This window comes from Stenotrophomonas sp. STEN087 (assembly GCF_056759115.1).
Genome location: NZ_JBRRCR010000008.1, coordinates 58,217 through 84,025, shown reverse-complemented (window position 1 = coordinate 84,025; position 25,809 = coordinate 58,217). Strand labels below are relative to the sequence as shown.

General features: G+C 65.1%; 29 protein-coding genes and 2 tRNA genes. 15 read left to right on the top strand and 16 right to left on the bottom strand.

Features of this window, described 5'->3' with window-relative positions; all coding sequences use genetic code 11:
• Nucleotides 1-75 precede the first annotated feature (75 nt).
• Complete coding sequence (locus tag ACVOK1_RS03965) at nt 76-867, bottom strand: M90 family metallopeptidase (protein WP_481561190.1); 792 nt, start codon at nt 865-867, stop codon at nt 76-78.
• Nucleotides 834-1,118, bottom strand: coding sequence for a hypothetical protein (locus ACVOK1_RS03960; protein WP_481561189.1), 285 nt, complete (start codon nt 1,116-1,118; stop codon nt 834-836). The genes ACVOK1_RS03965 and ACVOK1_RS03960 overlap by 34 nt, the downstream gene beginning before the upstream one ends.
• A 142-nt stretch (nt 1,119-1,260) precedes the next feature.
• Here ACVOK1_RS03960 and birA point away from each other — a divergent pair, with 142 nt between their 5' ends.
• The 4 genes from birA to ACVOK1_RS03940 all read left to right on the top strand — a co-directional run bounded on the left by birA (nt 1,261) and on the right by ACVOK1_RS03940 (nt 3,911).
• A complete protein-coding gene (birA, locus tag ACVOK1_RS03955; RefSeq protein WP_481561188.1) occupies nt 1,261-2,226 on the top strand; it encodes a bifunctional biotin--[acetyl-CoA-carboxylase] ligase/biotin operon repressor BirA in 966 nt (321 codons plus the stop codon).
• Nucleotides 2,223-2,954, top strand: coding sequence for a type III pantothenate kinase (locus tag ACVOK1_RS03950; protein WP_108767424.1), 732 nt, complete (start codon nt 2,223-2,225; stop codon nt 2,952-2,954). Before birA ends, ACVOK1_RS03950 begins: the two co-directional genes overlap by 4 nt.
• A gap of 10 nt (nt 2,955-2,964) precedes the next feature.
• Nucleotides 2,965-3,795 carry an SPOR domain-containing protein gene (locus ACVOK1_RS03945; RefSeq protein ID WP_481561187.1) on the top strand — a complete coding sequence of 277 codons (831 nt, stop codon included), beginning with the start codon at nt 2,965-2,967 and terminating at the stop codon, nt 3,793-3,795.
• Between the two features lie 40 nt (nt 3,796-3,835).
• Nucleotides 3,836-3,911 (top strand) — tRNA-Thr (locus ACVOK1_RS03940).
• Between the two features lie 179 nt (nt 3,912-4,090).
• On the opposite strand, the gene ACVOK1_RS03935 is transcribed toward ACVOK1_RS03940, so the two are convergent.
• Nucleotides 4,091-4,360, bottom strand: coding sequence for a hypothetical protein (locus tag ACVOK1_RS03935; RefSeq protein ID WP_104562876.1), 270 nt, complete (start codon nt 4,358-4,360; stop codon nt 4,091-4,093).
• Nucleotides 4,361-4,532: 172 nt separating this feature from the next.
• Here ACVOK1_RS03935 and ACVOK1_RS03930 point away from each other — a divergent pair, with 172 nt between their 5' ends.
• Nucleotides 4,533-4,790 carry a hypothetical protein gene (locus tag ACVOK1_RS03930; protein WP_481561186.1) on the top strand — a complete coding sequence of 86 codons (258 nt, stop codon included), beginning with the start codon at nt 4,533-4,535 and terminating at the stop codon, nt 4,788-4,790.
• A gap of 343 nt (nt 4,791-5,133) precedes the next feature.
• Here the strand turns inward: ACVOK1_RS03930 and ACVOK1_RS03925 are convergent.
• Nucleotides 5,134-5,222 (bottom strand) — tRNA-Asp (locus ACVOK1_RS03925).
• Nucleotides 5,223-5,510: 288 nt separating this feature from the next.
• Here ACVOK1_RS03925 and ACVOK1_RS03920 point away from each other — a divergent pair.
• A complete protein-coding gene (locus tag ACVOK1_RS03920; RefSeq protein ID WP_481561185.1) occupies nt 5,511-6,320 on the top strand; it encodes a hypothetical protein in 810 nt (269 codons plus the stop codon).
• 116 nt (nt 6,321-6,436) lie between these two features.
• Here the strand turns inward: ACVOK1_RS03920 and ACVOK1_RS03915 are convergent, their stop codons facing one another.
• The 4 genes from ACVOK1_RS03915 to ACVOK1_RS03900 form a co-directional block, all read right to left on the bottom strand.
• Nucleotides 6,437-6,922: a hypothetical protein gene (locus tag ACVOK1_RS03915; RefSeq protein ID WP_481561184.1), complete on the bottom strand. Its 486-nt coding sequence runs from the start codon at nt 6,920-6,922 to the stop codon at nt 6,437-6,439.
• A gap of 157 nt (nt 6,923-7,079) precedes the next feature.
• Nucleotides 7,080-7,484, bottom strand: a complete 405-nt coding sequence (locus ACVOK1_RS03910) for a hypothetical protein (protein ID WP_481561183.1) — start codon at nt 7,482-7,484, stop codon at nt 7,080-7,082.
• A 503-nt stretch (nt 7,485-7,987) separates the two neighbouring features.
• Nucleotides 7,988-8,923, bottom strand: coding sequence for a hypothetical protein (locus tag ACVOK1_RS03905; RefSeq protein ID WP_481561182.1), 936 nt, complete (start codon nt 8,921-8,923; stop codon nt 7,988-7,990).
• 155 nt (nt 8,924-9,078) lie between these two features.
• Complete coding sequence (locus ACVOK1_RS03900; protein ID WP_481561181.1) at nt 9,079-9,894, bottom strand: hypothetical protein; 816 nt, start codon at nt 9,892-9,894, stop codon at nt 9,079-9,081.
• Between the two features lie 333 nt (nt 9,895-10,227).
• On the opposite strand from ACVOK1_RS03900, the gene rocF reads away from it, so the two are divergent.
• The 3 genes from rocF (at nt 10,228) to ACVOK1_RS03885 (ending at nt 11,852) form a co-directional block, all read left to right on the top strand.
• Nucleotides 10,228-11,148, top strand: coding sequence for an arginase (gene rocF / locus ACVOK1_RS03895; RefSeq protein ID WP_481561180.1), 921 nt, complete (start codon nt 10,228-10,230; stop codon nt 11,146-11,148).
• Nucleotides 11,149-11,300: 152 nt separating this feature from the next.
• Complete coding sequence (locus tag ACVOK1_RS03890) at nt 11,301-11,438, top strand: entericidin A/B family lipoprotein (protein WP_053520147.1); 138 nt, start codon at nt 11,301-11,303, stop codon at nt 11,436-11,438.
• A 192-nt stretch (nt 11,439-11,630) separates the two neighbouring features.
• Nucleotides 11,631-11,852: a CsbD family protein gene (locus ACVOK1_RS03885; protein ID WP_481561179.1), complete on the top strand. Its 222-nt coding sequence runs from the start codon at nt 11,631-11,633 to the stop codon at nt 11,850-11,852.
• Between the two features lie 79 nt (nt 11,853-11,931).
• Here the strand turns inward: ACVOK1_RS03885 and ACVOK1_RS03880 are convergent, their stop codons facing one another.
• Entirely contained in the window at nt 11,932-12,738 is an 807-nt protein-coding gene (locus ACVOK1_RS03880; protein WP_481561178.1) for a hypothetical protein, read from the bottom strand.
• A 108-nt stretch (nt 12,739-12,846) separates the two neighbouring features.
• Here ACVOK1_RS03880 and ACVOK1_RS03875 point away from each other — a divergent pair, with 108 nt between their 5' ends.
• The 4 genes from ACVOK1_RS03875 (at nt 12,847) to ACVOK1_RS03860 (ending at nt 17,554) form a co-directional block, all read left to right on the top strand.
• Complete coding sequence (locus ACVOK1_RS03875) at nt 12,847-14,139, top strand: tryptophan--tRNA ligase (RefSeq protein ID WP_481561177.1); 1,293 nt, start codon at nt 12,847-12,849, stop codon at nt 14,137-14,139.
• 229 nt (nt 14,140-14,368) lie between these two features.
• Complete coding sequence (locus ACVOK1_RS03870) at nt 14,369-14,665, top strand: hypothetical protein (protein ID WP_481561176.1); 297 nt, start codon at nt 14,369-14,371, stop codon at nt 14,663-14,665.
• Nucleotides 14,666-14,888: 223 nt separating this feature from the next.
• Nucleotides 14,889-15,821 (top strand): MBL fold metallo-hydrolase, encoded by a 933-nt coding sequence (locus ACVOK1_RS03865; RefSeq protein WP_108767436.1) that lies wholly within the window; start codon nt 14,889-14,891, stop codon nt 15,819-15,821.
• Nucleotides 15,822-15,901: 80 nt separating this feature from the next.
• Entirely contained in the window at nt 15,902-17,554 is a 1,653-nt protein-coding gene (locus ACVOK1_RS03860) for a M28 family metallopeptidase (protein ID WP_481561193.1), read from the top strand.
• A 139-nt stretch (nt 17,555-17,693) separates the two neighbouring features.
• Here ACVOK1_RS03860 and ACVOK1_RS03855 read toward each other — a convergent pair whose 3' ends face one another.
• From ACVOK1_RS03855 to ACVOK1_RS03825, 7 genes are all read right to left on the bottom strand, one after another.
• Nucleotides 17,694-18,029, bottom strand: a complete 336-nt coding sequence (locus tag ACVOK1_RS03855; protein ID WP_481561175.1) for a hypothetical protein — start codon at nt 18,027-18,029, stop codon at nt 17,694-17,696.
• Nucleotides 18,030-18,060: 31 nt separating this feature from the next.
• On the bottom strand, nt 18,061-19,395 hold the full coding sequence (locus ACVOK1_RS03850; RefSeq protein ID WP_481561174.1) for an MFS transporter: 1,335 nt from the start codon (nt 19,393-19,395) through the stop codon (nt 18,061-18,063).
• A gap of 222 nt (nt 19,396-19,617) precedes the next feature.
• Complete coding sequence (locus tag ACVOK1_RS03845) at nt 19,618-20,739, bottom strand: ABC transporter permease (protein WP_481561173.1); 1,122 nt, start codon at nt 20,737-20,739, stop codon at nt 19,618-19,620.
• Nucleotides 20,736-21,473 (bottom strand): ABC transporter ATP-binding protein, encoded by a 738-nt coding sequence (locus ACVOK1_RS03840; RefSeq protein WP_481561172.1) that lies wholly within the window; start codon nt 21,471-21,473, stop codon nt 20,736-20,738. The genes ACVOK1_RS03845 and ACVOK1_RS03840 overlap by 4 nt, the downstream gene beginning before the upstream one ends.
• A complete protein-coding gene (locus ACVOK1_RS03835; protein ID WP_481561171.1) occupies nt 21,460-22,386 on the bottom strand; it encodes a transposase in 927 nt (308 codons plus the stop codon). Before ACVOK1_RS03835 ends, ACVOK1_RS03840 begins: the two co-directional genes overlap by 14 nt.
• Before the next feature lie 6 nt (nt 22,387-22,392).
• Nucleotides 22,393-23,325 (bottom strand): HEAT repeat domain-containing protein, encoded by a 933-nt coding sequence (locus ACVOK1_RS03830; protein WP_481561170.1) that lies wholly within the window; start codon nt 23,323-23,325, stop codon nt 22,393-22,395.
• A 67-nt stretch (nt 23,326-23,392) separates the two neighbouring features.
• Nucleotides 23,393-23,536 carry a hypothetical protein gene (locus tag ACVOK1_RS03825; protein ID WP_159094730.1) on the bottom strand — a complete coding sequence of 48 codons (144 nt, stop codon included), beginning with the start codon at nt 23,534-23,536 and terminating at the stop codon, nt 23,393-23,395.
• A 425-nt stretch (nt 23,537-23,961) separates the two neighbouring features.
• Here ACVOK1_RS03825 and yedA point away from each other — a divergent pair, with 425 nt between their 5' ends.
• Both yedA and rarD read left to right on the top strand, forming a co-directional pair.
• Complete coding sequence (gene yedA, locus ACVOK1_RS03820) at nt 23,962-24,867, top strand: drug/metabolite exporter YedA (RefSeq protein ID WP_108767440.1); 906 nt, start codon at nt 23,962-23,964, stop codon at nt 24,865-24,867.
• Entirely contained in the window at nt 24,864-25,790 is a 927-nt protein-coding gene (rarD, locus tag ACVOK1_RS03815; protein WP_406233421.1) for an EamA family transporter RarD, read from the top strand. Before yedA ends, rarD begins: the two co-directional genes overlap by 4 nt.
• Nucleotides 25,791-25,809 lie beyond the last annotated feature (19 nt).

Below are 25,809 nucleotides of genomic sequence, written 5' to 3'. Positions count from 1 at the left end.
GCTGGGGGGGCGGCGGCGGGGGCGCCGATCCTTTCTCCCGGGGGGTGTGGCCGGCGGCCCGGCCCGGGGCCGGCACTACCGTGCGTCGAACGCCGGCGGCTCACCATAGAACCGCCGCAGGTGCGCGGCCACCTCCGGCAGCGCCTGCGCCAGCACATCCGGCGCGGAGAAGTGGTACTCGCTGGCCACCGCGAAGAACTCTTCCGGTGCCTCGGCCGCATACGGGTCGATCAGCGTTTCAACGCCAGCATCCACCTGCGCGCAGAACGCATCGTAGGACTGCTGGAAGGCGGCCGCCCATTCTCGCTGCCACGCACGCGGCAACGGCGGCGTGCCATCCATCGCGCCATCCAATGCATCCAGCTTGTGCACCATCTCGTGCACGGCCACGCAGTAGCCCTCGTGCGGTTCGGCCAGGTCGGCCTGCACGTCGGCCCAGGACAGGATCAACGGCCCACTGTCCCACGACTCGCCGATCAGTTCGTCATCCCACTCGTGCAGCACGCCGGCCGCATCCATGTGGCTGCGATGCACGCGGAAGGCATCGGGGTAGACGATCAGCTGCGACCAGCCTTCCAGCCCGACCTCGCCGAATTCCAGCAGCGGCAGGCAGCACAGCGCGGCCAGCAGCACGCCGTCGGCCACCTGCAGCTGCAGGTCGCCAATCGGGGTGATGGTCTTCTCATGCAGGAAGCGGGTGGCCAGCACGCGCAGGCGCGCGCGGCGCGCATCGTCCAGGCCCCGCAGCCAGGCGGCGCGGCCGCAGGCTTCATTCCACACGGCATCTTCGATCGGCCGCGGCGCAGGCCGCAGCCACTGCAGCAACGACTTGATCAGCGGAACATACCCGGCAGGTAGCTGTGCCACTTCGGCGCGCGGATGCGCTGCAGCACATCGTCATCGCTGCCGCCGCCACCGCTACTGGTCGCGCTGCTCGCCGCTGGGCGCACCGGCGCCGGCTTGGCCACGGTGGCCGAAGCGGTGGCGGTCGAAGCACGCTGCGAAGCGGCATCCGGGGTGGAGTACACACAGGCCCCACGGCTGTCGTCCAGCGATGCTGTTGCCGAGGCCGCGAAGGGCATCGCCAGCAGGATCAGGCAATGGGCATAGTGGCGCATTGACGACATCCAGGTTAAGGGAGGGTGAGTTCCCGATTCTAGCCCGAACCCGGCCCTGGATTGGAAGCCCCGCCCCCGGCACCCCGCGGGCGCCGCTGGCGGCTTTCCCGCATAATTCCGTTCTGACCTTGTGGAAGCTGCCGTGGACGATCGCCAATTGCTGGCCAAACTCGCTGCCGGTCGCCTGTCCGGCGACGCCCTGGCCCGTGAGCTGGGCCAGACCCGGGCGGCCATTTGGAAGCGTATTCAAGGACTTAGAGCTGCCGGTGTGGACATCGAAGGCCGTGCAGGCGAGGGCTACGGCCTGAGCCGGCCGCTGGAGCTGCTGGACCCGGCGGCCATCCGCGCGCACCTGCCCGACGACGCCGTGGCCCTGCTGCATGACCTGCAGGTGGCCTGGACGGTGGATTCCACCAATGCCGAATTGTTGCGGTGCAGCGCGCCGCAGCGCGGCGTTTGCGTCCTGCTGGCCGAGCGCCAGACCGGCGGCCGTGGCCGTCGTGGCCGCAGCTGGGCCTCGCCGCTGGCCGCCCACGTCTACCTGTCGGTACTGCGCCTGTTCTCCGGTGGCCTGGGCCGCCTGGCCGGCCTCAGCCTGGTGGCCGGCGTCGCCGTGGCCGAGGCGCTGCACGACCTCGGCTACACCCAGGCGCAGCTGAAGTGGCCCAACGACGTGCTGGTGGACGGCCGCAAGCTGGTCGGCCTGCTGGCCGAGGGCGGCGGCGAGTACGCCGGCCCGGCGCGCGCGGTCATCGGCATCGGCATCAACGTGCACATGCCGCCGGCCTTCGCCGAGCAGATCACCCAGCCCTGGGTGGACCTGGACACCCTGGCCGGCAGCCATGTCGACCGCAACGTGGTGGTGGCCGCCGTGCTGGCGCGCCTGCTGCCGGCGCTGGACGTGTTCGACCGCGAGGGCCTGGCCCCGTTCCTGCCGCGCTATGCCGCCTTCGACATGCTGGCCGGCCGCGAGGTGCGCGTGGAACTGGAAGGCCAATGGCAGCACGGCACCGCGCTGGGCCTGGCCGATGACGGCGCCCTGCGCGTACGCATCGATGGCCGCGAGCGCCTGCTGCATGCCGGCGAAGTGAGCGTGAGGAAGGCATGAGCGATTGGTTGTTCGACCTCGGCAATTCGCGCTTCAAGTTCGCGCCGTTGCAGGGTGACCGTGCCGGTGATGTGCAGGCCTGGGCGCATGGCGCCGAAGGCATGGCCGCGCAGCCGCCGCACAGCCTGCCCACGGGCGGCACTGCCTTCGTGGCCAGCGTGGCCGCGCCGTCGCTGACCACCGCCATGCTGCAGCAGCTGCAGGCCCGCTTCGGCGATGTGCGCGTGGTGCGCACCAGTGCCGAATGCGCGGGCGTGCGCATTGCCTATGCCAAGCCGGAGAAATTCGGCGTCGATCGTTTCCTCGCACTGCTGGCCGCCGCAACCGCGCGGCGCCCGGTGCTGGTGGTAGGCGTGGGTACCGCGCTGACCATCGATCTGCTCGACGCTGACGGCCAGCACCACGGTGGCCGTATTTCCGCCTCGCCCACCACCATGCGCGAAGCGCTGCATGCGCGTGCGGTGCAGCTGCCGGCCAGTGGCGGCGACTACAGCGAATTCGCCAACGACACCGCCGACGCGCTGGCCTCCGGCTGCGACGGTGCCGCCGTGGCTCTGGTCGAACGCAGTGCGCGCCAGGCGCAGGCGCTGCTGGGCGTGGCCCCCGCGCTGCTGGTGCACGGCGGCGGCGCACCGGCGTTGATGCCGTTGCTGGACGGCGCCGATTACCACCCGTCGCTGGTGCTGGACGGCCTCGCCCGCTGGGCGGTGCACCAGCCCGCAGGGTAGTATCGGCAGCATGCTGACCCGTGCCCTGATCGTCGTCCTGGCCATCCTCAACGTAGGCGTCGCCAGCTGGTGGCTGCTGCGCAGTGAACCCGCGCCGGCCACGCCGCCCCAGCCCGCCACCGGCGTGGCCGAGCTGCGCTGGCTGCCGGGCGGCACCGATGCCGCTGCCGTGGCGCAGACCGCCGCCACCGCCGCGCCGACCGAGGCACTGCAGGAGCGCGAGGCCGCCCCCAGCGCTGCCGTGGCCGCCACCGAGGCACCGGCAACCGCAACGCCTGCCGATGCCGCCCCGTCTGCGGAGGCCGCGCCTGCCGTGGCCGCGGCCGCAAAACCGGCCGAGCCCGTGGTCGAGAAGCCCGCCGTGGAGAGGCCTGCCGCGCCGCCGCGCTGCGTCGCCCTCGGGCCGTTTGCCGACCGTGCCGCGGCCGTCGCCGCACAGGGTCGTGCCGGCAAGCTGCTGGCCCCGGCGCGCCTGCGCGAACAGCCCGCCGCCAGCGGCAGCACCCGCTACCGCGTGCTGCTGCCGGCCGCTGCCAGCCGCGAAGACGCCCAGGCCATGGTCAAGCGCATCGTCGCTGCCGGCCTCAGCGACTACTACATCATCAGCCAGGGTGAAGAGAGCAACGCCATCGCCCTGGGCCAGTACCGCAACCGCGAAGGCGCCGAGCGCCGCATCGCCGCCGTGCAGGCGGCCGGTTTCCAGCCGCGCCTGGTGGCCAGTGGTGACGCTGGCCAGTGGTGGCTGGAAGGGCAGCTGGCCGCCGGCAGCGAACCGGCGCAGGCGCAGCAGCGCAGCGGTGCCGCGCAGCAGCGGTCGCTGGAATGCACGCGACTGCGCTAGAATCGCCCCACCGCGGCGCTGCCGCCGGTGAAGCACCCATGCCGCTTTAGCTCAGTTGGTAGAGCAACTGTCTTGTAAACAGTAGGTCATCCGTTCGATTCGGATAAGCGGCACCAAACTCGGGGCGGGCCATCAGTTCTCCCAGAATACTTCGTAGCCTGCATCGGCCTAGTGCCGCGCCTAGACGTTGAGGTTTGCGAGCGCATGTCGCAGAAGTACGAGGGACGGCGCGAGCGTGGTAGCGTCAACCGCGGGAACTGAAAGCCCTACGGCCTCCAGTTCCCGCTCCAGTCGACTACTGGTCTCTCTTGATTTGAGAGATTCGCCCAGCAGATAGACCATACTTTGCCGCCACATCCTTGTTGGGAGTGCCAAGACGCAACTCAGCAGCGATGGCCGCATTCCGCAGTTCCATCACATTCCGTTCTAGCGTATCGATCTGCAGTGACTGAACTGCAAGTATCTTCTCGTGACGATTCACGTCAGAGCGGATCTGCTCTTGAGCCTGTGCGAGCTTGGCAACTGCTTCCGCAATAAGGCTCTCAGTGGACTTCTTCTTTCCCATATCCCTAATGTCCTGTGTGAGATGCTGCCGGGATGGCATGTTTTAGTGTAATTAAACTAAAAACCTGAAGTCAACCACCCGACATCCCATCGGTGGGCGGCGCGATGCCAAGTCCATGATTCGCAAGCCGCAGTGACGGCGGCAACTTCGAGAGAAACACTTCCGGGAAACGATGGTGTTCGCGCCCAACATTCCGCGACACGTTGCAGGCATCCGGTCAGCGCATTGGCGCGCAGGCCACAGGTGCAACCCGTTCCCCGAGCTTGAGGCCGCCGCAGCCCGCAACGGCGTTGCCGTCGGCTCCGAGGATTTTGGCGAGGCCGCGGCACTGGCCGGAAAGCCGTACTGCCACGCGCTGGACCTGTACGTCGACCGCGAAATCAAGCGCAGGGCGGATGCCCTGGCGCACCTGGCGTTCCTCCCGGACTGACGCGAGCAAACCCGACCGGGTTGGTTAGGTGCGCAGAGGGCAACGGGTGGCCCGGCAGTGCTTCGGAGGGGATCTCTCAAAGGCATCCCCTTCTTTTTTTATCGCTTAGAGGCGCTTACCTACTAACAGGCGATCGGTGGGCTTAGGATCCGGACTGGCCGGCCTGTGTGCACAAGAACGTGCTCTAGGTCCCCCCAGTATCCCTGGGTCGAGTCGAGGCACACTCCGAGGTACTAGGAAAAGCCGCCTGAGTCGTGATCGTTGGGCAGCTGGAGATTAGACGAAAAAAAGCGCCACCTGAACTGGTCAGGTGGCGCCGATGTCGTTGATTTGCTAATATCTATGGTGCCCACGGCGGGACTTGAACCCGCAATCCCCGAGAAGAGAGGCAGCTTGACAGGCTGCTGCGTATACCGGTTTCGCCACATGGGCTGTGGTTAAGACAACTTTGCAATCCAGACGGCCTGAAGCCTTTGACAAGCTTCGGGCCGTTTCTTTTTCATCGTCCGCATGGATCGCCCGGGTGCCTACCTCCCGGTTCTGTCTACGGCCGACGTCAACTCTCCTCATCGGGGACCTCCGTCTTAGTGCCAGCGTAGTATGGGGGTGGATGGGGTTGGTGTCAAGCCCTATCTTCACCATGTCTCCAATTTTATCTTATTTGAGTTGCGGGCCGTATCTTACAGGCATATAGTTCGTGGCATACACGGAGGACCACCCATGGCCACTAAGAAGCAACGAAGCCCGTCATACCCCGGATTCGCGCTGGAAGAAGCCATCCAGCGTGCTAAAGCCTTCTATAAAAAGGAGGGCAAGCACGAGACGCTGGTGACGACGGCGATGAGCCATTGGGGCTACTCGCCGAAGAGCAGCGGTGGGCTAGTTACGGTTGCCGCACTCAAGGCGTATGGCTTGATGGGAGATAAGGGAAGCGGTGATGAACGGAAGGTGTTCCTGACACCATTCGGACTTAAGATCATCATGGACGAGCGCATCGTATCCCCAGAGCGTGATTCGGCGATAAAGCAGGCCGCTATGACGCCGAAGATCATGGCCGAACTCTGGAACAAATACGGCTCCGACCTACCGTCCCACGACACGCTACGCCACTACCTGCGGGTGGATAAGGCATACAGCGATGGTGCGGTAAAAGACGTAATCAAGGTGTACCTAGCCAATCTCGACTACGCAAAGCTGAACAGTTCTGACGTAGTGGAGTTAGCAGATACGGACGAAAGCACGGACAGCCATGCCGAGTCGGATACAAGTATTAGCGGCAACTTCGACCAGCCGCAGGATGCTCCGTATGTCAGCACCTTCATGCCGCCGATGACGACCGCGGGGCGCCCCGCGACATCGGCTACACATGCTGGGGAGGAGATCGCCAACTATCGCGTCTCAAAGACGACCACGATCCGCTTGATCGCAAACGGTCCCTACTCTCGAAAGAGCATGGAGGGTCTAGTGAAGCAGATTCAGCTCGCTATCGAGTTGGGCAATTTCGACGATTTGCCAGAGGATGAAATCTGAGCCGATTGTGTCTGCTGAGTGTTTGACGGAGGGCCCCGCCTAGCGCGGGCCTTTTCCTTTCAGGATCTGGAAATGCGAGCTCTCATACGAGCTCAGGAGCGGTTGTGATGCTGGAATCACGTCGCGCGGCGTCGCGGCGTCGGCGAAAGTGAACGCTGGGGCAGGATGCTGCACACGTCGTCGACCCGCCGCGTGACCGAGACAGCACACGAACCTGGTCCGTCCGGGCACCTGAAGGTGTCAGCGGACAGGAATTTTCCGTTCCTGTCCGTCAACACGAAGAACAACCGGAAAGAAGCCGCCGCAGTGGCGCGAGGCTGCCCCTCCGAGGGCGCGCTGACAAGGACGAACTCAACATCGTGACCTTCCTCGCTGTTCGCAAGTGACAGTCGCGGGTTGGCCTGGATGGTGCGTTCAACGCCTGTCATCACATGCTGCGCAATTGCGCTGTGTCCTTCCTGGCTCGCAATCTGCACATGACAGGTGCCGGCGTATGCAGGGAAGCACGCCACGCTCATGAACATCGCCGCCAGCAGGGGCCTTCGCGCACGCTGGGCGAGCTGCTGGCGGGAGCGCTTGCTGCGGCTGTACAGCGTATCCATCGATGACCTTCTTTCCTTGATCTGGCGTGATCTTAGGTTGGCGCAACCTGGGTAACAAGCGGGCGCTCAGCCAGATGAGCGGCACGAAGCGTTCGCTCCTGATGCCTGTCAGTAGGCGCTGCACAGTCCGTCATCGGGATAAAGCAGAGCGTGTGGCTCACCCCGCCCGCGACTGCAACGCCACGTACTCGGCCAAGCCCCGGCAGGCCAGCATGAGCCCTTCGCGCGAGCCGTCGCCGATATCGTCTTTCTCCTCGCCATCCACGCGCACGCGTTCAGTGGCGTGGTAAAGCTCCAGCAGCGACACCAGGCCGGTGGCGGCGCGATCACGACGCGCGTTGGCGACGGCCTCGCCGGGTGTGCGGACCGGGCCATGCCATGGCTGTCCGTCGGCCGTATCGCCGGCCGCAATCTGCTGCAGGCAGCTGCGCAGGGTGATGGAGGAGGGCGCTTCGTTCGCGGCAGCGAAGGCGGCTTCCAGCGGTTGGACCAGTTCGGACGGTAGGCGGGTGATGGCGTCGCCAAGCGTGGCGGCCAGGTATGGGTGGCGGGATTTGGACATGCGGGCATCCTCGACAGGAACGGAGGTGCCACCGGGAAGGGTGGCAGGCGATGCGTGGCTTCCAAAACCGGGTGTGATGAACCGGCGGGCACAAGGCCCCCACGCACCGCCCGCCATATAGCCGCAGACGGATTGCCAACCGACGCCACCCACGTAAGGGCGACGTCGGTTGGCAAGCGCAAACTTGCTTCATCACAACACGGGTTTGGAAGACCCGGCTACCCAATGCAGGCAGCAATTCATCTTGGGCACGCCAAGCCGTGACGCACCAATCAATTGTTCCGATGAACTCGTCGTTCCCGAAAGGAAGAATGAATTATCGCGATTGGCCTGTTTTCCCTGCGGTGCTGGCAAAAGCGACATCCAGCGCAACGCGACTCCAGATGCGCTGACGCACGTACCTTCATTGCACTGCGGAAAGCCACGCAAAACAGGTGCTGCAAAGCTGGCTTAACGTCTGTACTGGGTCTTGCACACACTCAACGCAGCGCCAAGCAACTCGCTCAACGCTGCCCGGTATCGCCCGGTACCAGATGCCGCCACGGGAACACGTTCTTCTCGAAATGGCTGACGTAACCGCCCATCCCCGCCTGGATGACCATGAACTGCAGGCCCGGCCGCATCGCCTGCAGCGCCTGCAACTCCTGCAGGGAAAGCGCGCTGTTGCGCAGGCGGAAGGTATGCAGCGGCGCGAACGCATCGCTGGCAAACAGTCGCTCATACGCAGCGAAAGGCGTCACCGCCTCAGCCTCCCGCGCATCGGCCCAGGTGAACTGAAGTTCGGTGGATTCACTGAAATCCAGCAGGCCCAGCGCCGGCAGGTTGCGCGCTGCGGCCAAGTGTTCGATGAAGTGCTGGGTATCAAAGCCGCCGCCAATCCGCAGAAGGTTCAGGTGCGGCAGCGGGACGTCGAAGAAGCTGGCATCAGGCGCATTGGGCACCACCAGCTCGGTCAGGTACGGTGCGCGGCGGGCGAAGCGGGCGATCTCGCCACCTTCCTCCATGATCGAGCCCGCGCGCTGGATCAACGAGGTGTTGTGGTGTTCCGGCGCGGTGGGCGCGATCACCAGCGAGCGCAGCCGCGGGAACTGCACGTCGCTGTCCAGCAGCGGCGTGAACTGCCATTCGCGGGTGCCATTGGCGCCTTCGTCGCCGCCGGTGAAGCTCAGCGACATCACACTCGACGCCACCGCTGGATCGGTCAGGCAGGCCAGCGTCCATTCGAACGCCTCGTCCCAGGGATTGCCGAAGAATTCGATATGCAGGCCACCGTACAGCGGCGCCACAGTCAGCCGCGTCTGCAGTGCCGACCACGGCGGACCGGCCGGATCGGTGATATCCAGTTCGTACTCATCGGCCTCGTCCAGGCTGAAGCCATGGATGCGCTGCTGCAGGTCGAGCAGCTGCCTCTGGGCGGCGGCGAAGACGTCGGTGGCCATGCGCTGTCCGGTCATCCTTGGGGAGAGGGGATGATAGCGTCGGCACGTAACGCCCCGGCCTGAAGATGGCCGATCGACACCGTGCTGCCCAACAACGGAGGGAGGCCGGGCGTGACCCCGGTGCGCCGGGGCCTGCGCGGAGGCGACACGATCGACTACTCGCCGCTGGCGGTCGCTGTGTCTGCCGCCGGCGCAGATGCAGTTGCTGAATCAATGCAGAGATGGGTGACCTGTAGACGAGTGCCTGGTGCGGGATCCCTCGGCATGGAGGAGCTCTCGCACTCACCGCTTCCGGTTTGCTGAACCTTGCATTCGCCCAACACGCAGGCCCAGGTAGTTCCAGTGGCCAAGGTCAGATCCACAACGCTGGTGCTGCGTCCGCTTTGGACGAGGGCGTACGACAGGCTCAACGGGTCATTGCCAAATCTTGAGTGACCCCGGCCGGTGAGCAGAATCCATTTGCCCTTCCCACCGGTCGCTTGCTCCTCGGACGCCAATGCTGACAACGAGCTTGCGCCAAAATCCTCTCTACCCGTTACTCGCTTGTCGAACCCAACAAGTCGAATGAATCCCTCTGACTCCAGTCGGGCGAGGCGTTCGATCAGTTCCAGGTTCGCGACACTTGATCGACCGTCCCTCGATCTGGCCCAGAAGACGTCCTTGAACACCTCCTGCCTCCCGCGTCCGGCTGAGTCTCTGACGGCTTTGATGGAAGAGGCGGGCATCTCCACGCCTACAAGGGGTGGACTTGATTTCGATGCGAATTTACAGACAGCGTCGAAAAACAATTGCGGCGTCTGGACGTTCCCGTGAATCTCGCCAAAAACGATAGCGTCAAAGCCATCGGCATCCACCGGGCTCAAGGTTGCATTGCCACCTGCAGTGCACTCAACCGGGGCGTCATCGGCCTCCGTGCAAGAGGCTGAAAGAACACCCAGCGCCAACAGCGCGAACGTGCGGGCGATGTTCAATGTGCCTCCCAATCCATGGGGAGCCCTGACGCGTCCCTGCTGTACAGATTCTGCAAACCACTCTCCTTGGGTTCGAACAGCCGTTTCCCACGTTGCCTTCCCGCGGATACTCGGTACTCCCATTGTCGCGGTCAAGGGAACTGCGTCATCCGGTCTTGTTGTGGGGCTGATCGCACGTCCCGGGGGAAGGCGGCAGGGAGGAGGGCAGGATTCCGTAGAGCCTGGGGAGTGCTTGCCGCGCTCTGGCCGTTGAATATTCCTGCTGCACCGCCGCGAGTGGTGTCACATCGCTCTGGCTAGACTGTGCTTCTTTTTCGTCTGCAGGAGGCACCCATGGCCCACCCCATTTCCGTCACCCTGATCGGCGTGCCCACCGACGTGGGTGCGGGCCATCGTGGTGCGCGGCTTGGCCCGGAAGCCCTGCGCGTGGCCGGCCTGCCGGAGGCGCTGGAGGCGCGCGGCGTGGACGTGCGCGACCTGGGCAACCTGGATGGCCCGCGCAACCCATGGACCTCGCCGGTGCAGGGCTACCGACACCTGGACGAGGTGGTGGCCTGGAACCGCGCACTGATGGACGCCAGCTACGCTGAACTGCAGGCCGGGCGCATGCCGATCATGCTGGGCGGCGACCATTGCCTGGGCATCGGTTCCATCACCGCCGTCGCCCGCTGGTGCCGCGAACAGGGCAAGACCCTGCGCGTGCTGTGGCTGGATGCGCATTCGGATTTCAACACCAGCGATGTCACCCCGTCGGGCAACATCCACGGCATGCCGGTGGCCTGCCTGTGCGGCCTCGGCCCGGACGCGCTGACCCAGCTGGGCGGCAACAGCCCGGCCATCACCCCGGCGCAGATGCACCAGATCGGCATCCGTTCGGTGGACCCGGACGAGAAACGCCTGATCAAGACCCACAAGGTCGATGTCTACGACATGCGCTACATCGACGAGAACGGCATGAAGCGCACCGTCGAAGCGGCGCTGGCCGGCATCGATGAGAACACCCACCTGCACGTCAGCTTCGATGTGGACTTCCTCGACCCGAGCATCGCCCCGGGCGTGGGCACCACAGTGCCGGGCGGGGTGAACTACCGCGAGGCGCAGCTGGTGATGGAGATGATCGCCGACAGCGGCCGCATGGGCTCGTTGGACATCGTTGAACTGAACCCGTTGCTGGACAAGCAGAACGCGACCGCCGAGCTGGCCGTGGACCTGGTGGAGAGCCTGTTCGGCAAGTCCACGCTGATGCGTGATTGAGGCCGGCGACCCCCCGGGCTGAATGGTTCCGACCCCTGTTCACACTCGCTGCACGCGGCAGACGCCAGATTGCACTTCACGCGAGGCCTTCCCGTTGCGGGACGGCCCAGCGCGATGAAAAACCATGTAGTGGCGAACCCCAGGAGAAGACCATGAAGCGTGTAGTTGCCCTGATGCTGTTGTCGATGTTCTCGGTGGCCATGCTGGCTGGCTGCAACACCGTTGCCGGCGCCGGCAAGGATGTGCAGAAGGCTGGTGAGAAGGTCGAGGATGCCGCCAAGGGCAACTGAGCCCGGGGTGGTGCCGAATGGAAAAGGCCGGGAGTTTCTCCCGGCCTTTTTCGTGGGCGTCAGCAGGAACGCCGGTGGTGAATCATTCAAGCACGTGAGCGTGCCTTTCATTGCAGATTGACCGTCGATCAACAGCCGGTGCGCGAAGCTGGAACCACGGTAAGAACGCCGTTGCAACCAAGGGTTCCAGCAATGAACAAAGACATCATTTCCGGCAAGTGGTCGCAGCTCAAGGGCAAGGCACAGGCCAAGTGGGGCGATCTGACCAACGACGATTTCGATGTGGCCGAGGGCAACGCCGAGTACCTGGCAGGCCGTCTGCAGGAACGCTATGGCTGGGCCAAGGACCGCGCTGAGAAGGAAGTGAGCGAGTTCTCCGACAGCGTCCGCAAGGACTACCCGGACTTCAAGTAAGTCCGTTGCGCTTCCCCCACAGCGCGCCCCCACAGCCCGGCGCCCGTACCGTGATGGTGCGGGCGTCGTGCTGTCTGTCTCAGCGTGCTGGCGGGTCGGGCACGTAGCGGTTGGGGAAGGCCTGCGGTTCGCGCGGCAGGCGCGAGCGCGCATCCAGCATGATGCCGCGTGCGCGCAGGTTGCGGGCGCTGTCGTAGCGAAGCTCGGTTACGTAGGCCGGATCGCGGCTGGCGCGCTCGAAGGTGGTGTCACGCACCTGCGAGGTTTCGCGGTTACCGTGGCCGGTCCCCAGTGCCGGGGCCTGCGATCTTGCGGCATAGCCTTCGGCACGGCCGGCGCGGGCATCGGCGGACGCGGCCGAGGCTTCAGCCATCGGCGCCGGCGAGGCTGGCCGGCGCAGGATCGGACGCGGCTCCGGTCGCCACACGGCGCGTTCGTTGAACACCGCGATGCCGATCACGCCCACGTTGTCCGGGCGCCCGGTGCGGCTGGCATAGCTGCCGCCCGGGCTGCTGAACACGAACTGGGCCACCTCGTCCTGGCTCTTGCGCCAGCCGGTGATGTCCGCGCTCTGGCCGGGGTTGAGCACGTAGCCGGTCTGCGAGGGATTGGCGTCTTCGCCGGAAATGGCGTTGATGCCGTCCACCGACAGCACCACCAGCACGCGCCGCGGGCTGTCGTTGTACAGGCGCACCGCATAGCGATGGCCGCGCTCGCCGGCCACCCAGCGCTGGCCGTCGGCCGGGTAGCTGCGCAGTTCGGTGCCGCGGTCGCGGTCGACCAGGCTCATGCGGACCGGGCCGTCCGGGGAGACCGGCGGCGGCAGCGGGGCCGGGCGGAAGCCGGCCAGGGGCAGGATCAGCAGCAGGGGCAGCAGGCGTTTCATCGGGCGTCTCCAGCGGGGTTGGGTGAACAAACGCGCCGCAGGCCCTGACGGGGTTGGTCGCGGGCACGGTAAACTGGCCCCGTTCATCGAAGGTTACCCCACGCAGTCATGACGACCCGAGTCCTTACCGGCATCACCCCCTCCGGCACGCCCCACCTGGGCAACTACGTTGGCGCCATCCGTCCGGCCATCGCGGCCAGCCGCGCGCCGGACATCGAGAGTTTCTTCTTCCTGGCCGACCTGCACAGCCTGATCAAATCGCAGGACCCGCAGCGCACCCAGCGCGCGACCCTGGAGATTGCGGCCAGCTGGCTGGCCTGCGGCCTGGACCCGGAACACGTGTGGTTCTACCGCCAGAGCGACATCCGCGAGACCACCGAGCTGATGTGGTTCCTCACCGCCATCGCCAGCAAGGGCATCCTCAACCGTGCCCACGCCTACAAGGCGGCGGTGGACAAGAACCGCGAAGAGGGCGTGGACGAGGATGCGGGCGTCAGCGCCGGCCTGTTCATGTACCCGGTGCTGATGGCCGCCGACATTCTCATCTTCAAGGCCAACCAGGTGCCGGTGGGCCGCGACCAGATCCAGCACATCGAGATGGCGCGCGATTTCGCCCAGCGTTTCAACCACGTGTACGGCAAGGAGTATTTCCCGCTGCCGGACGTGGTGATCGACGAGCAGGTGGCCACCCTGGCCGGCCTGGACGGCCGCAAGATGAGCAAGAGCTACCACAACACCATTCCGCTGTTCGTGCCGCGCGACGAGCTGAAGAAGCTGGTGTTCTCGATCCTCACCGATTCGCGTGCACCGGGCGAGCCGAAGGACACCGAAGGCTCGGCGCTGTTCCAGATGTACCAGGCCTTTGCCACCCCGGAACAGACCGCCGAATTCGCCAAGGCCTTCGCCGCCGGCATCAGCTGGGGCGATGCCAAGCAGCAGCTGTTCGAGCGCATCGACGGCGAGCTGTCGCCGCTGCGCGAGCGCTACAACGCGCTGATGGCCGAGCCGGAGAAGATCGAAGCGCTGCTCAAGCGCCGTGGCCAGCAGCTGCGCGAGCAGCTGGCGGCCCCGCTGCTGGAAGAACTGCGCCATGCCGTGGGCCTGCGTGACCTGTCCAGCGCCGGCGACATCGCCAGCGAGGATGCCGGCGTCGCCCGCGTGGCACCGCCGCTGTTCAAGCAGTACCGCGAAAAGGACGGCCGCTTCTACTTCAAGCTGACTGCTGGCGACGGCACGCTGCTGATCCAGAGCGAAGGCTTCGATTCGCCGCGCGATGCCGGCCAGCTGATCGCCGTGATCAAGCAGGCCGAACAGGGCGACCAGCTGCAGAGCGAGCTGTTCAAGCTGGAAGCAGAAGTGGATGCCGTGCTGGCCGCGTTGGCGGTGCTGCGCGCCGAATGACAGGTAGTGCCGGGGCGCGGGGGGGGCCCCCCCCGGGCAGACCGCGCCCCCCGCCGGCCCCCCCCCCCCCCGCCCCCCCCCCGCCGCGCCGCCCCGCCCCCCCCGCTCCCCCCCCCCCCCCCCCCCCCCCCCCCCCCCCCCCCCCCCCCCCCCCCCCCCCCCACCACCACGGCATCGCACCCATGGCATGATGCCCACGCGCCCCCGGCGCGATGACATGGAGTCTGCGATGGCCTGGTTGTCGCTGCTGCTGTTCCTGCCCTGGTTCCTGCTGCTGGGCAGCCTGTACTGGCTGTTTCCGCGCCAGCCGCGCACCGCGCGGCGGCGCCTGTTCGATACCACCACCCTGGCGCTGGCCTTCGCCCTGAGCATCGCCTCGATGCTGTGGGGGTACCACATCGGCCGGGTGCAGCCCGGCGCCGGCCCGATCTGGCCGCAGGTGCTGGCGGTGCTGTACGCCTATGGGGCGTTCCTGGCGGTGCTGGTGCTGGCCCTGCTGCTGCGGCCACGCTGGCTGCAAAGGTAGTGCCGGCCGCTGGCCGGCATCTGCATTGTCCTGGCGGGCCCGGGGGGCGGGGCCTACGTTGTCCCTATCGTCCCGCCCGGGCGGGGGCGGTATTTTCCTTGTCCGGGGGCTCGGGGCGGGGGGCCCCCTGCGCCGGCCACTACCCGACCAAAGCCGCATCGAACCGGCCCCACGCCCGCGCCTACCATGGGGGTCTGTTCCTGATCCTGCCAGGTGCGTGCCGATGACCGCCGATCCCAGCATCCACACCATCGATACCGGCTTCCAGCGTCCCGACTTCGACGCGGCCTACCTCATCGTCGAGAACGGCCGTGCGGCGTTCGTCGACTGCGGCACCGGCCTGTCCGTACCGGCCATGCTGCAGGCGCTGGCCGATGCCGGGCTGGGCGTGGAGGCGGTGGACTGGCTGCTGCTGACCCACGTGCACCTGGACCATGCCGGTGGCGCCGGCCTGCTGATGCAGCAGCTGCCCAACGCAAAGGCCGTGCTGCACCCGCGCGGCGCGCCGCACATGATCGACCCGACCCGGCTGATTGCCGGTGCCACGGCGGTCTACGGCGCCGAGGAAATCGCACGCAGCTATGGCCGCATCGAAGCGATTCCCGAGGCCCGCGTGGTGGTGGCTGAAGATGGTCACCGCATCGACCTGGCCGGCCGTGAACTGCTGTTGCTGCACACGCCGGGGCATGCGCTGCACCACTACTGCGTGTGGGATGCGCGCAGCCGCAGCTGGTTCACCGGCGATACCTTCGGCATCTCCTACCGCGAGCTGGACAGTGCGCAGGGTGCCTTCATCTTCCCCACGTCCTCACCGGTGCAGTTCGATCCGGAGGCGATGAAGGCGTCGATCCAGCGCATGCTGGGCTACGGGCCGCAGGCGATGTACCTGACCCACTATGGCCGCGTGCAGCAGGTGCAGAAGCTGGCCGACGACCTGTTCGAGCAGATCGATGCAATGGCGACGATCGGCCGCCAGTGCGATGGGCGCCCGGACCGCCACCGTTGCCTGCTGGCCGCGCTGCAGGCGCTGTACCTGGAACGTGCACAGCAGCATGGCTGCGCGCTGGACCAGGCCGCGGTGGCCGAGGTGCTGGCGATGGACATCGAGCTGAACGCGCAGGGCCTGGCCTGCTGGCTGGACCGCGCATCACGCTGACCGGGGGCCTGCGCGGCGGTGTCACGACCACGTTACACTCTGGTGACTCCCCTTCCTGCCGTGGTATTGCCGTGAATCCGATGCGTGTGTTGCTGCTGTCGTCCTGCCTGTTCGTCGGGGGCCTGGCCCATGCGGCCAACGACCTGCCCGGTGGCGGCATCGATCCGCAGGCACTGTCGCGTCACGTGCAGGTGCTCGCTTCGGACGAATTCGAAGGCCGCGCACCGGCCAGCGAAGGCGAAGAGCGCACCGTGCAGTATCTGATCGAGCAGTTCCGCAGCTACGGCCTGCAGCCCGGCGGCCCCGATGGCAGCTGGGTACAGAAGGTGCCGCTGGTGCGCGCGCAGCTGGACGGCCCGGCCAAGGCCAGCCTGCAGCTGAAGAAGGGCAAGCGGACGCTGGCCAATGGCGTGGACGTGACCCTGCAGAGCCTGCAGCCGCGCAAGCGCGTGCAGATCAACAACGCACCGCTGGTGTTCGTCGGCTACGGCATCGACGCACCGGAACGGCACTGGAACGATTACAAGGACGTGGATCTGCACGGCAAGATTGCCGTGGTGCTGATCAACGACGCCGACTTCGAAGCCGATGCGCCGGGTGCGTTCGACGGCAAGGCGGTGACCTACTACGGCCGCTGGACCTACAAGTTCGAGGAAGCCGCACGCCGCGGTGCCGAGGGCGTGCTGATCGTGCACGAGACCGCGCCGGCCGCCTACGGCTGGGCTACGGTGAAGAGCTCGGGCACCTCACCGCTGTTCGACATCGAACGCGGCCAGGCCGAAGCGATGGCCCAGCACACGCCGCTGCGTGGCTGGATGCAGCGCGAACTGGCCGAGGCGATCTTCGCCGACGCCGGCCTGGATTTCGACGCCGAGAAGCGCAAGGCCATGCAGGCCGACTTCCGTCCGGTGGTGCTGGACAACGCGAAGCTGAGCGTGGATTTCGCGATCAAGCGCGAGCCGGTGGTGACCCGCAACGTGGTGGCCAAGCTGCCCGGTGGCGAGCATGGCGATGAGGCCGTGATCTTCTCGGCGCACTGGGATGCCTTCGGTATCGGCCAGCCCGATGCCAAGGGTGACCGCATCCGCCATGGCGCCATCGACAACGCCACCGGCGTGGCCACCGTGCTGGAACTGGGCCGCGTGTTCGCCGCCGGCCCGCCGCCGCAGCGCAGCCTGTACTTCGTCGCCCTGACGGCCGAAGAGAAGGGCTTGCTGGGTGCCAGCTACTACGCCGCACACCCGCTGGCACCGCTGGAAAAGACCGCTGCCGTGCTGAACATCGAAATGTTCAGCCCGGATGGCGCGACCCGTGACATCGCCTCGTGGGGCAAGGGCCGGGTGTCGCTGGAAGGCGACCTGGAGCGCGTGGCCAAGGCCCGCGGCCGCAGCTACAGCCCCGACCCGAACCTGGAAGCGGGCTTCTTCTACCGCGCTGATCACTTCGCCTTCGCCCGCCTGGGCGTGCCGGCCATCACCATCGGCCCGGGCCTGGACAAGCTGGACGGCGGCGTCGAGGCCGGCCGCGCGCTGCGCGAGAAGTACTTCGCCGACTGCTACCATCAGGCCTGCGACGCCTGGACCCCGAGCTGGGACCCGGCCGGCCATGCCGCCGACACCCTGCTGGTCTACGACCTGGGCGCCGAGCTGGCCAACAGCCGCCGCTGGCCGCAGTGGGAGAAGGAGTCGGAGTTCCACGGCGCCCGTGAGAAGAGCGACGCCGCCCGCCGTTGAGGGTAGTGCCGGCCGCTGGCCGGCAATCCGGTGCGACGACGGAGGTAGAGTCGACTGTTAGTCGACTATGCGCGAAGCGCGGGTTTCATGCCTCGTTAGGGAGAGCAGTCGACTAACAGTCGACTCTACCCAGTCGCGCTCATCGGCGCCGGCGCAGCAGCGCCCACGCGCCCCAGCCACTGGCGGCGAGTACGGCCAGATAGCACGCCACCATCGTGCGCATGCCCATCGGGTGCAGTTGCCCGCCGCGCGGGTGGGTACTCATCGCCAGGGAGCTGTGGCCGTTGCCCAGGTCCACCGCCAGCTGCAGCACCAATGCGGCAGAGAACACCAGCAAGGCCACCCCGAAGCCGATGCGCGGCCATGTGGCCTGCGCGCTGGGGCGGCGCAGCAGCCAGGCCAGTGCCGTGGCTGCGGCAAGCGCCGCCGCGATCCACATCAGCGGCGACGCCGGAGACGCTGCAGCCACCGGCATTGCACCGGTGGCTGCGATCAGTACGACGCCCTTACTTGCGGGTGCCGTCGAGCCAGTTCGGGCCCTTGTTGGTGAGGAAGAAGACATAGACCACCAACGATACCGCGATCGTGGCGGTGACGTAGATGGCGAACCAGTCGACGTGGCCGGTCTTCAGCGCGCCCTGGTACAGCAGCGGGGCGGTACCACCGAACAGCGAATTGGCCAGCGCATAGCCCAGGCCCACGCCCAGTGCACGGATGTGGGTGGGGAACAGTTCGGCCTTCACCACGGCGTTGATGGACGTGTAACCGGTGAGGATGACAAAGCCCAGCGCCAGGGTGAGGAAGGCGAAGGTGGCATCGTGCTGGTGCGGCAGCTGGGTGATCAGGTACCAGCTGTACAGCACGCCGCCCACGCCGAAGAACACCAGCAGGCTCTTGCGGCCGATGATGTCAGACAGCCAGCCGCCGACCGGCTGCAGCACCATCAGGACGGTGAGCACGGCCAGGTTGATCACGGTGCCGGTCATCGGGTCGTTGCCCGCGAAGGCGCTCTGGATCATCTTCGGGCCGTTCACCGAGTAGGTGTAGAAGGCAATGGTGCCGCCGGCGGTGATCAGGAAGCACAGCAGCAGCGGACGCCACTGGTGCACGATCAGTTCGTACATCGAACCGGACTTCTTCGCCTTGCCTTCGCGCGCGGCCTCGATCGACGATTCTTCCATCGTCTCGTCCATGCCCCGGCGCAGCCAGAACACGACCACCGCGGCGATGCCACCGATGCCGAAGGCGATCCGCCAGCCGAACTCGGAGATCTCCGGCTTGCCCCAGACATTCAGCATCAGGAACAGGGTGAGCTGCGCCAGCACGTGGCCACCGACCAGGGTGACGTAGTGGAACGAGGACAGGAAGCCACGGCGGCCGGGAATGGCGGCCTCGGACATGTAGGTGGCGCTGGCGCCGTACTCGCCGCCGGTGGCGAAGCCCTGCAGCAGGCGTGCGAACAGCAGGATGATCGCCGCCCAGATGCCGATGCTGGCCGCCGTGGGCGTGATCGCGATGAGGAAGGAGCAGACGGCCATGAGGGTGACCGACACGGTGAGCGCCAGGCGACGGCCGTGGCGATCGGCGAAGCGGCCGAAGAACCAGGCGCCGATCGGGCGCATCAGGAACGTGGCGGCGAAGATCGCCCACACGTACATGGTGGAGTTCTTGTCTTCGGGCGAGAAGAACTGCGACTCGAAGTACACGGCGAACACCGAGTACACGTAGACGTCATACCACTCCACCAGGTTGCCGGCGGAGCCTTTGAGGGTATTGGAGATCGAGCGGCGCAGCGCGGCGCCGTCGGTGCTGGGGACAGCAGGTTGGGACGTGGTGCTCATCTGGGTGAGGATCCTCGATGCGGTGCTTCCATGCGGGAAAGATCGGTGCCAGGGGCGCGCGTGGGGCGCTGCCAGCCAGCCTCCTAGGTACTGCATCCCACGTCAACGCCGGGTGCCGGAGGGCGGGCAGGGCATGGGGACCGCACAGGGTGACAGCGTGAGGGGGGAGGGACCATAGCTAGATCGTCGTACGCGATGGTCCCCATTTGTCACATGATCGACTCAATGAAGCGCTGAAGCCGTCCCGTCGAGCGGGGAAACGATGGCGTCCCTGAAGTTTCTCCTGGCCCAGGACCTCAAAATGGCTGCGCTAGCTGCCAGAAGCGCTATTGACACCAGAAGCTGCCACATCGGCACTTCCACGTAGAGCAGGCGGATCGGCATTGCCGCCATTGAAGTGAACGGAAAGAGCGACATGGCCTGCATGAATAGTCCCTCCGGTGCCCGTAGACCCCCGAAACCGATCATGATCATGGTCAAAGGAAACGCCGCGAGGGTGTTGCGGAATGCTGAATGGGGTGACCGGATTGCGGTAGCGCACGCGGCAAAGAACCAGTTCCACAGCATGAGACCCAAGAAACAGAATGCAAACAGGCCAACTACGAGGCCCAAGCTCCGGCTGGAAATATCTGCGAACACGCTGGTCGATCCCGACATGAGCATCCAGGCGAAAGCCGCGTAAACGCCATAGATCGTAATCGTCTTCATGCCATGACAGATGGATGCTGCAACTTTGCAGTCGAGCCAGAAGCCCGGCGGGGAGGCACTGAGGATCATCTCTGTCACATGAGCAAAGCGCTCACCAAGCAAGCCCTGAAACAACATGCCCAGGCAACCGAGAATGGCAAGTGTGGTCAGTACGACCATGCTGATCGAAAGAGCGGTGAGTGATGAGTTCGGGAGAACCGGTACTCCGGCGAGATTCATTACCTTCAGTGACGCCGGTGAGTCAGCATGCTGCAGCTGGTCGGCGGACACTCCGAGCGTCTCAAGCAAGCGTTGACGCTGAAGCGAATCGAGCGTGCGTTGCAACTCGGCGATCCAGCCGGGTGACTGTGTGACGCGGAGTACATAGTCACCTGAGTCCATCGATAGCGTTGGCTGTCCGTTAGCGGCAACGCCGCCCTGGGTATTGGTGAAATGGAAGCGTCCCTCACTCAATCCGGCCACGGGAGTTCCTCCGGCTGGAATCTGGATCGTGGTCGCGGCTTCCCTCGCCAGAATGGCATCGCCTCCCAGTTTCACCAAAGCAATCACTGCCAGCAGGAGAAGACCCACCAGCTCGCCGCGAATATCCAGGTGCCGCCTGAACTCAAAGCCGCTGACCCTGACATAGTGGCTCATGCGCATGCTCTCTCCTCCCGTGACGTTGATGCCTGCGATGGGGAATCGCCCAAGTCATCCTGGTCATGAGCGCCCGCGGGCAGATGAAGGTCCTCAGCCTTGGCAGGCTGGAGTTGCGCGTTCTTGAGCACCAGGATCCTTCCGCAGAACCGCTGCAGAAGTTCAATGTGATGCGCCGACAGGAGCACCGCTGCACCTTGACGCGCTGCGGCCGAGATCAGCTCGACGACCGCAACCTGATTGACCGGATCCAGTCCTGAAAAGGGCTCGTCCAGTACAAGCACCTTCGGTGAATGAAGCATGCACGCTGCAATCTGGAGCTTCTGCAGGTTGCCCTTTGACAGGCTGGAAACCCGGTGTGACGCGCGATCAAGAAGCCCGATCTTGCCCAGCCAAAGGTCACGTGCGCGGACCGAATCCGATCTCGTCATGCCTCTCATGGCAGACCAGAACTCCAGTGACCGGCCTACGGTAACCTCGGGGAACAGGCTCCGGGCTTCCGGCAGATAGCCGATGTCAGACCATGGAGCCCGCGCTCCGCTCTCACTCCCGGCAACGGAGACGACGCCGGAATCGGCCGCGATGAGGTTGCAGAGGATACGGAACAGCGTCGTTTTGCCGGCACCATTGGCCCCTATGATTCCGACAATCTCTCCGGCATCGACCTGCACTTCCAGGTCATGCAGGATTACGCGTGATCCGTAAGTTTTGCAAAGGCGTTCAGCGTGCAGCATCTGAGGCTCCCTTCTCAATCCTTTCGGCAATCTGTCGAGCTCTGGATTGCATGAAACGGCTGTGCCGGCTCTCAACCATTGCGATCAACTGCAGCGACGCCTCACGGCTGCGAGAATTTGCGACCAGCGCCTCCAATGCAGCCATCCGTACACGCTCCATTGGATGGCATCGGAAAATGTCTCTCAGCAGCTGCTGCGCCTCTCCATCCGTATCTCCGGCGGCAATCATGAACAGGGCGGATGCACTGGACCGATTGATGATCTGTGAGATCGTCCCTGTACCAGGTTCAAACTCATACTGATCCATGGTTACGCTTCTCAGGGAGTGCTCCATGATGTTGATGCTCACGGAGAACTCATCGGGCGCGATTTGCTGGTGTACGTCCCTGAACGCCCTGTACAGAAGGATGTTTCCCTTCTTCAACTGGGAGCGCTCGGTGAAGCGAAGATCCACTTTCTCGCCAGGGATTCCGGCTACGGAGGCGTAGTCGTACTCAAAGTAGTCGCTTTCGTATCCAGGTCCCTGGTAGCCAATCGTCAGAAAGTTGAAATTGTGGTCATGCGGAACACCGTAGAAGAATGCTCCGGGGCCACTTGCGCCAAGAATCTCGTCATTCTTTCCGGGCCAGAAGCATGCGCGAATGAAGTAGCTCTGACCTGAAGACTGGGGGGCGTGAAGCATGATGACTTGTGGTGTGTAGTCATTGTCGACCTGGATTTCCTTCGAATCCTTGAGCTCGGCGCAAATGACATCGCTGAGAAATGTACGGTTGTTTCCCAGCCTCTTGAGCATGGGAGCCATCGCCAACATCGAGTGTTGGTCACGTGGATCGAATGACGATTGCTGGAGGTGATCGACAAGATCCGTCAGTGTGATCGAATCAATCGACGGGTCTGCTATCTGGACGGGCATGGAATTTCATCCTTGTTCCAATGAACGGGCCGCGAGGTTTCTGATCTCATCATTCGGATCGTCTTCTCTCATTTCCGACAGCCGCGTAGAGGCCGATTCCGCATCGACCTGATAGAGCGCCCTGAGGGCACTCCAGCGCACGAACGTCGTCGGATGGTGAGATAGATCAAGAAGCGAACTCACAGCTCCGTTGCCGCATAGATGCGCGAGTGCCGCAGCGATGAGCTGGAGACGGGAGTCAGTGACGCTGGCTGCTGTGCAGCCGGCCAGCCGGCTGGTCCTGAGGGAGAAGTGCCTGGTTGATTCATATCTCGGCAGCGCCGCAAGGCAAACGACCATCGACGTCGGCGCATCCCCTTGGAGCAGTCGCATGCCCTGTCTACCACCCTCAAGAAACACGAAGTCTCCTGATCGGGAGTCCCCATTGGAGGGAGGGCCCAGCACCGGCGCCGCCGCTGCGTCGTGCACAACGGAGAACGTCTGGTGGTTGACGTGCTCTGTCTGCGCGAAGAGCAACAGCGAGTCCGTCCCGGTGATCGTGATCCCTGTCTCGATGTTGCCCTCTGAAGCTGCCGTGAGCTGGCACGGCGGCCTGTGCATGTAGTGAACCTGCACGAACTCGTCCTTGTAGATGACCATCCCAGCCAGAGGGTGCTTGACGAAAAATCGTCCAGGCGTCGTGTAGAGCGCGCTTTCAAGATGGTTCCAGCATTCCCTGCCGAAGTGCTGCTTCAGCGTCGCCAGATCGAACTCCCGGCAGATGGAAAGCATCAATTCACGATTCATCTCGGCGCTGCCGTCACCGCGGATGCGTTTGCTCCAGCCGCGAATTCGATTCGCTTGTCCTGTTGCTTCAAGCGCGCTGAGGAGTGAGGTGTTCCTTCCATGAGCAGTCTTCAGTTTCTGAAGCTGGGAAGGATCATCAGCCAGGTCAAGCATTTGCCTCGGACGTTCCATACCGCCTCCAATGCGGTGGGCCGGGTATCCAGCCCACCGCCGATTCACGTCAGACCGGATGAATGCCACGATTGATCAGGATGCCGACAACGACGCCAACTGCGGCGCAACCAGCTCCCGTCGTCTCGATCAGGATGCATGAACCATGCATACCAACCGGGAGTTTCTGCCTCGGCAGTGCGGTGGGTTTCATGTCTGTGTTCCTTATACGGGGAGAACGGCGATGACGATTGCGACGGCAATCGTGACTGGTTCAATCGGTGAGCAGAGCATTGAAGTGCCAGCCAATCCCACGGCTGGGGTGAGGGGGAGCGGAATGCCATCCATTGGTTTCTCCTTTTCAGATCGGTGGCCCAACTCATGCTGGGCAGATCCGTTTTCAATGATCGCGAAGCAGGGATTCATGACGTGGATCCCAGTTACTGGAGCTTCGGTAGAAAGCGTCATGCTTTGCCTGTGAATTCCGCTCCCAAGGGAAGAGGCCGCTAGGGCTTCAGCCCACCGGTGGTGCCAGAAACTCTGACTGGGCCGTGGGGTCGCAGATCCAGTTCGGGAACCGGGGTTATTTCCGTCACCCGAACCTTCTAGAATCCCTTTTCCCCTGCCTGCTGGTGCGTCATGTCGGCTTCCCCTGTTCCTTCTGCGGCTGCCCCCCGGGGTGGCCTTGTCGCGCTGGCCTTGCTGCTGGTCTACGTGGTCTGGGGCTCGACCTACCTGGGCATCGCCAAGGCCCTGCACGGCGGCGCGCTGCCGCTCACCATGGTCTCCGGCAGCCGCTTCATCATCGCCGGCGGCCTGATGTACCTGGCCCTGCGCCTGTTCTGGAAGATGCCGCGGCCGAGCCTGCGGCAGTGGCGCAACCTGGTCATCATGGGCGTGACCATGCTGGTGCTGGGCAACGGCATGGTGGTGCTCGCCGAGCGCGAAGTGTCCTCCGGCCTGGCCGCAACGGCTGTGGCTTCGGTGCCGTTGTGGATGGCGCTGTTCTCCGCGTTTCGCGGCCAGCACGCCAGCCGCGGCGAATGGCTGGGCATCGCGGTCGGTTTCATCGGCGTGGTCTGGCTCAATGCCGGCAGCAGCCTCACGGCGTCGCCCACCGGGCTGGTGCTGCTGCTGATCGCACCGGTCGGCTGGGCATTCGGTTCGGTGTGGGCGCGTGGCCTGGACCTGCCGGGTCCGTTCATGACCGCCGCCGGGCAGATGATCTGCGGTGGCGTGCTGCTGGTGCTGATCGGCCTGGCGGTGGGCGAGCGCCCGACTACGCTGCCCGATACCGGCGGCCTGCTGGCCATGGCCTACCTGTGCGTGTTCGGTTCCATCGTGGCGTTCACCGCCTATGTCTGGCTGCTGCACAACGTGCGCCCGGCGCTGGCCGGCAGCTATGCCTACGTCAATCCGGTCATCGCGGTGCTGCTGGGCGCGGCACTGAATGGCGAGCAGTTCGGCTGGCGCGATTTCCTGGCGATGGCGGTCATCCTGCTGGGCGTGGTGGTGCTGACCATGGCAAGGACCTGGAAGAAGTGAGCATGGACGAGAAGGAACAACGCCGCGGTCTATGGGTTACCGCGTCCACCTTCGTGCTGTGGGGGCTGGTGCCGGTGTACTGGCATCTGCTCAACGAGGTGCCGTCGTTCCAGATCATCGCCCACCGCATCATCTGGTCCACGGTGCTGGTGGTGGCGTGGCTGCTGCTGACCGCGCGCCTGGGCTGGTGGCGGAAGATCGCCGCGCAGCCGCGCGCGCTGCCGATCCTGGCGGTATCCAGCCTGACCATTGCCTTCAACTGGGGCCTGTACATCTGGGCGGTCAACGCCGGGCATGTGATCGAAACCAGCCTGGGCTACTTCATCAATCCGCTGGTGAATGTGTTGCTGGGCGTGCTGGTACTGAAGGAGCGCCTGCGCCGCGTGCAGTGGATCGCGGTGGCAATGGCCGCGGTGGGCGTGGCCTGGCTGACCATCGATGCTGGCACGCCGCCGTGGATCGCGCTGGGCCTGGCGTGTTCGTTCGGCCTGTACGGGCTGCTGCGCAAGCTGGTGTCGGTCGATCCGGTGGCCGGGCTGGGCGTGGAGAGCCTGTATCTGTTCCTGCCCGCGCTGGCGTTTGCGGTGTGGGCCGAGAGCGGCCATGGCGGCGCGTTCTTCCACGGCTGGGGCTGGCGCAACGATCTGCTGCTGGTGTTCGGTGGCGTGGTCACCGCCGTGCCGCTGATCGGCTTCGCCTACGGGGTGAAGCGCATTCCGCTGTCGCTGGTCGGCATCCTGCAGTACATCGCGCCGAGCCTGCAGCTGCTGCTGGGCGTGTTCTTCTTCCACGAAGCGTTCGATACCGGCAAGGCGATTGGTTTTGCGGTGATCTGGGCCGGGCTGGTGCTGTTCGTCGGCGAGAACGTGCGGGCGATGCGGGCGGCGAGGGGGCGGATCCCGCCGCAACGCGGAGGGCTCTGACCCCCGGGCTGAGCTGAGA